This window comes from Pseudomonas sp. Q1 (assembly GCF_009935975.1).
Lineage (GTDB): Bacteria > Pseudomonadota > Gammaproteobacteria > Pseudomonadales > Pseudomonadaceae > Aquipseudomonas > Aquipseudomonas palleroniana.
Genome location: NZ_QODI01000037.1, coordinates 1 through 4,872, shown reverse-complemented (window position 1 = coordinate 4,872; position 4,872 = coordinate 1). Strand labels below are relative to the sequence as shown.

General features: G+C 59.1%; 3 protein-coding genes and 3 pseudogenes. 4 read left to right on the top strand and 2 right to left on the bottom strand.

The window, feature by feature from the left end; all coding sequences use genetic code 11:
* Positions 1-275: hypothetical protein (locus tag DK870_RS28995; RefSeq protein ID WP_161550410.1), on the bottom strand; the 275-nt coding region annotated here is incomplete at its 3' end.
* A 126-nt stretch (positions 276-401) separates the two neighbouring features.
* Here DK870_RS28995 and DK870_RS28990 point away from each other — a divergent pair.
* The 4 genes and pseudogenes from DK870_RS28990 to DK870_RS28975 all read left to right on the top strand — a co-directional run.
* Positions 402-1,082 carry a transposase gene (locus DK870_RS28990; RefSeq protein ID WP_372241748.1) on the top strand — a complete coding sequence of 227 codons (681 nt, stop codon included), beginning with the start codon at positions 402-404 and terminating at the stop codon, positions 1,080-1,082.
* A pseudogene (istA, locus tag DK870_RS28985) lies at positions 1,075-2,256 on the top strand (IS21 family transposase). The gene DK870_RS28990 and the pseudogene istA overlap by 8 nt, the downstream one beginning before the upstream one ends.
* Positions 2,257-2,284: 28 nt before the next feature.
* Positions 2,285-3,040, top strand: a pseudogene (gene istB / locus DK870_RS28980) (IS21-like element ISPsy14 family helper ATPase IstB).
* An 89-nt stretch (positions 3,041-3,129) separates the two neighbouring features.
* Positions 3,130-3,593, top strand: a pseudogene (locus DK870_RS28975) (transposase); the annotation flags it as partial.
* A 295-nt stretch (positions 3,594-3,888) separates the two neighbouring features.
* On the opposite strand, the gene DK870_RS28970 reads toward DK870_RS28975, so the two are convergent.
* Positions 3,889-4,872, bottom strand: a 984-nt coding sequence (locus DK870_RS28970) for a polyketide synthase (RefSeq protein ID WP_161550409.1), incomplete at its 5' end; no start/stop codon positions are given.

Here is a 4,872-nt window from a genome sequence, read left to right as displayed (position 1 = left end):
AACGTCGCATCCCCATCGACAGTATGCAGCGACAGCGGCTGCCCGCTCAGGCCGGCGACGGTCACCGCATCGGCGTGACCGGTGGTTTCATTGTCCAAGGCTCGGGCCCCGAACAGCCGGGTGGTACGGCTGAACGGGTGCTGCAGCGTGCGACTGACCAATCGACGGGCCGGAGCATCGGGGGCTGCAGGGGTGCGCAAGAAGGATAACGCGCGGAACACACCAGAGACCATCGGGGTGTCAGCATGCAGGATGAGTAAGGCGTTTGGCGTCAAGCACGACCTCCTTGTCAACACATATGGATAAGGCAACGAGCAGTGTAGATCAAAGTTAATAAGACGAAGTCTCGGGGACTGTCAGAAATTTTGTGTTCGGGCATAACATGCTGAAGAGGTGCATGTATGCCAACCAAAAAGAAGACGGCCTTGGAGGCCAAAACCGAGCTCCCTTCGATCCCGAAGGAGCTGATTGATCAGTTCGTCAAAGGCCCAATGACTGCCGAGGCGATTCAGGACGCGTCGATGGCCTTCAAGAAGGCGCTAATCGAGCGAGCCCTGGGCGCAGAGCTGGGCCACCATCTTGGCTATCTTAGGACGCGGAGCGCCCTGATGAGTCGAATAACCAGCGCAACGGTAAAAAGCGCCAAGACTGTTCTGACAGACGACGGTCCGCTTCGTCTGGAGATTCCCCGTGATCGCGATGGCAGCTTTGCGCCAATTCTGATTCCCAAGCATGAGTGGCGCTTTACCGGGTTCGATGACAAGATCATCGCCATATACGCCAGGGGTATGACAGTTCGCGAGATCCGCGCGTTTCTCCTGGAGCAGTACGGGATGGATGTCTCGCACGACTTCATCAGCTCGGTCACCGACGCAGTGATGGAAGAGATCGGCGCTGGGGATTCCATGACCATCCGGACACCCATTCCACCAACATCCGGACACTCATTCCACAAGCATCCGGACACCGATTCCACGGCCATCCGGACACTTTCAGGCAGGCGGCAACGCAGGATTATTCACTACCATCGGCCTCTTTTATCGAAGCGAAGAGGTCGTCGTGGAGCGTTTATCCATGCGTAAAATCCGAGAGGTACTACGCCTAAAGTTCGACGCCGGCCTGTCCGTGCGCAAGATCGCCAAAGTTTATCCATTGGCCATTCGAGTGCGGGAGACCACCTTTGCCGGTTCGCTGCCAGCGGGCTTCAGTGGCCCATTGATCTCTCAGATGCCGAGCTGAATCGACGTCTTTTTCCGCCGGCAGTACCCGCGCCAAGCGACCAACGTCCGACGCCGGACTGGGCTCATGTCCACGCCGAGTTACGCCGTCCCGGCGTCACCTTGGCCCTGCTCTGGCAAGAGTACCGACTCGCCCATCCGCAAGGCTTCCAGTACAGCTGGTTCTGCGAGCACTACCGGCTCTGGGCGGCCAAGGTCGACGTGGTCATGCGCCAGGAACATCGCGCCGGCGAAAAACTGTTCGTCGACTACGCCGGTCAAACCGTACCGGTCATCGACCGGCAGACCGGCGAGATCCGCCAGACGCAGATCTTCGTCGCCGTCCTCGGCGTGTTCAGCTACACCTTCGCCGAGGCCACCTGGTCGCAGAAACTGCCCGACTGGCTGGGCTCACACGTGCGCTGCTTCGCCTTTCTCGGCGGTACATCGCAGATTCTGATACCGGATAATCTGCGCAGCGGCGTCACCAAAGCGCATCGCTACGAGCCCGACATCAACCCCAGTTACCGCGATCTGGCCGAGCACTACGGCGTCGCCGTATTGCCCGCTCGCTCACGAAAACCCAAGGACAAAGCCAAGGTCGAAGTCGGCGTGCAAGTGGTCGAGCGCTGGATCCTGGCGGTGCTGCGCAACCGCCAGTTTTTCTCCTTGAGCGAACTCAACACGGCCATCGGTCTGCTGCTGAATCGCCTCAACCAAAAGCCCTTCAAAAAGCTGCCCGGCTCGCGCCGCTCAGCCTTCGAGACCATCGACCAACCGGCGTTGCAACCGCTGCCGGAACACCCTTACATCTACGCCGAATGGAAAAAAGTGCGGGTGCACATCGACTACCACGTCGAAGTCGACGGCCATTTTTACTCCGTGCCGTACCAACTGGTGAAACACCAACTCGAAGTACGCCTTTAGCTACAAAAGCCTCGAGTCGATCCTGCGCCAAGGACTGGAACGGCTACCGCTGGCCCAGCAAAACCTGCCGTTACTGCCCGACGAGCACATCAACCTGCGCGGCCCTGGCTAATACCACTGACTGAAAAAGGAGCACCAACATGCTGCCCAACCCGACACTCGACAAGCTGCAAACCCTGCGCCTGAACGGCATGATCAAGGCGCTTGGCGAACAACACGCAACGCCTGACATCAACGATCTCAGCTTCGACGAACGCCTCGGCCTGATGGTCGACCGCGAGCTGACCGAACGCGAAGATGCACGGCTGACGACTCGCCTCAAAGCCGCCCGACTACGCCACAACGCCTGCCTGGAAGACATCGATTACCGCAGCCCTCGTAGCCTGGACAAGGCGCTGATCCTGCAACTGGGCAGCGGCCAGTGGCTGCGCGACGGCCTGAACCTGATCATCGGCGGCCCAACCGGCGTAGGCAAAACCTGGCTCGCCTGCGCGCTGGCCCACAAGGCCTGCCGCGACGGCTACAGCGTGCGCTACCTGCGCCTGCCACGCTTGTTGGAGGAACTGGGCCTGGCCCACGGCGACGGCCGCTTCGCCAAACTGATGGCGGGTTATGCCAAGACCGACTTGCTGATCCTGGACGACTGGGGCCTGGCGCCGTTTACCGCTGCGCAACGGCGCGACATGCTTGAACTGCTGGACGACCGCTACGGCAACCGCTCGACACTGGTGACCAGCTAGATGCCGGTGGACAAATGGCATGCGCTGATCGGCGATCCGACCTTGGGTGATGCGATCCTTGACCGGCTGGTGCACAACGCTTATCGGATCGAACTGAAGGGCGAATCGATGCGCAGGCGTGTGACGAAATTGACGTCGGCAGGGGCTTCAGACTAACAATGCAAACCTGCGTCGCTGCGCTCCGACTGCCTGTCCGAATGAGCGTGGAACGGGTGTCCGGATGTTGGTGGGCTGAGTGTCCGGATGGCGTGGAATCCGCACTCAGCGCGGTGTTTCCTGAGACGACGTTGCAAACCTGCATCGTGCATCTGATCCGCAACAGCCTCGACTATGCAGCCTGGGACAAGCGTCGGGAATTAGCCAAGGCGCTCAAGCCGATCTATCAGGTGATCAACGCCGAGGCCGCCGAAGTGGCTCTGGACTCCTTCGAAACCGGACCGTGGGGCAAGCAATATCCGACCGTCGTGGCTGCCTGGCGACGCGCCTGGGATCGAGTCATCCCATTTTTGTCTTCCCGCCCGCCATCCGGAAAGTGATTTACACGACCAATGCAATCGACAGCATCAACGCTCAACTGCGAAAGATCATTAAAACGAGGGGGTACTTCCCAACCGATGAGGCTGCCATGAAGCTGATCTGGCTGAGCTTGCGCAGTATCACAGCAAACTGGGGCAGTGCGGCCCATGATTGGAAAAGCGCCTTGAATTAGTTCGCGATCCTGTACGGGGATCGGTTCATCAGGCCGACGTGGTAAATGAAGGTCTGCCTAATGGCAGGCCGTTACCGGCCCGCACACAAAAAATCTGACACCCCCACGAAGTCTCTTTCAGACCTAATAACAGGAGACGGCCCCGGCTCATCCCTCTATTGCGCCACGCATTGCTCTGCCTATCACCTATGATCATCCGCCGACCGGCTTTTAAACTCTCGGTGCCCAGCACCATCCTGATAAACTATACATCGTGGCTGATAGGCCCTCCGCTCGGGCGCGTAATTCGCCCTCTTCACCGCGTCAGTATGATACCTCCGGCATTGCCGACCCGCGCAGGTTCATAACCACCCAACTTAGGAGTGCCGCGATGTGAAGGTGTGCTGGCTTGTTGCATTGTCCTGTCTATCTGCTTTGCTCCTCGAAACAGCACCAAATAATGGGCTATTTTGCTGCTCGACTCTGCCCACGACACCGTCAAAAGCAATTCGAGCATTCCCGCCAAACTGCAGATTGGCCATCCCCCACGCAGCGATAACCCTGACTGTTTTCCTTGCTTTCTTCCTATCCATCGCTTTGCTACTTCGTCGATTGCTACCGTGAGTGAATCGGCAATCCGCGCACGCTTCAGTGCGTGTCGCATCAGCGAGGTTTGGCGGGCGGCCGACGGAATGGTCAAGCTGGCGGTCTTGCCGTTCTCGTTGGCTTCGCAGCCAATGATTTCAGCATAGACGCGGCGCAAGTCCTGAAAAGGGCGGTCGCTGCGGCCCAGCACGATAACGCCACAACCCTCTCCGCGCACGAAGCCGTCGGCGTCTGCATCGAATGGTAACGATGTGCCACGCGGCGACAACATATGGGCTTGGGACAGACCCACAAATGGCGAGGGCCCGAGCAGGGCATTGACGCCGGCAACCAGCGCAAGGTCGCAGTCACCGGAATTGAGCGCCTGGCAGGCGATATAAAGCGCTGTCAGCGAGGAAGAACAAGCCGTATCTACTGTAAGGCTGGGGCCTTCGAGATTGAGCAGGTATGACAGGCGGTTAGCAATCATGCCCAAGGAAACACCCGACATCGTGTGAGGTGTCATGGTGTTGGGATCGGCAAAGCCCATGGCCAGGTACTCGGCCATGCCCGCACCGACGAACACCCCGACACGGCGATCGTTTAAGGCTTGGGAATTGATATTGGCGTCGAACAGCGCTTCGTGGGCCACTTCCAGCGTCAGCCGTTGCTGAGGGTCCATCTCGGCCACCTCGCGAGCAGACAACCGGAAATA